This is a genomic window from Tenacibaculum sp. M341 (genome assembly GCF_004337695.1).
Classification (GTDB): Bacteria; Bacteroidota; Bacteroidia; order Flavobacteriales; family Flavobacteriaceae; genus Polaribacter.
In genome coordinates, this window is record NZ_SJXJ01000079.1 from 1 (window position 1) to 528 (window position 528).

Genomic DNA, 528 nt, shown 5'->3' on the forward strand with positions numbered 1-528 from the left:
GATCATAAATTATGTGCATCTCCCCGTAACTTTTCGCAGCTTATCACGTCCTTCATCGCCTCTGAAAGCCTAGGCATCCGCCATACGCCCTTATTTAGCTTATTGTACTTTTTGCTGTAGATTCTCATCTACAACGAGCTCTTTATATTTTTTATAAATGTCTGTTAGATTTAATATCTAACTCTCTATCTTGATTCTTTACGATATCATTTTACCAATATGTCAATGAACGTTGTGGCAAGTTGCCACTTAAAAGTATTTAAACTTTGTGACAGACTTTTAGCCTTGTGGAGAATATCGGAGTCGAACCGATGACCTCTTGCGTGCAAGGCAAGCGCTCTAGCCAGCTGAGCTAATCCCCCAAATACTAGTAGTTAGTATTGAGTAGTAAGCTTGAGTAGTTATATCTCTCAAACTACCATTCTCAACTTCTAGAATTTCCTTTCAACTAAGCCTTAAATTTAATAGTAGTCTCGGGCAGACTCGAACTGCCGACCTCTACATTATCAGTGTAGCGCTCTAACCAGC

The 528-nt window shown here is 39.4% G+C and carries 1 tRNA gene and 1 rRNA gene; both read right to left on the bottom strand.

Going from position 1 to position 528, the window contains the following annotated elements:
* Positions 1-104: ribosomal RNA gene (locus EYW44_RS21940) — 23S ribosomal RNA — on the bottom strand; the annotation flags it as partial.
* Positions 105-288: 184 nt separating this feature from the next.
* A tRNA-Ala gene (locus EYW44_RS21945) sits at positions 289-362 on the bottom strand.
* Positions 363-528 lie beyond the last annotated feature (166 nt).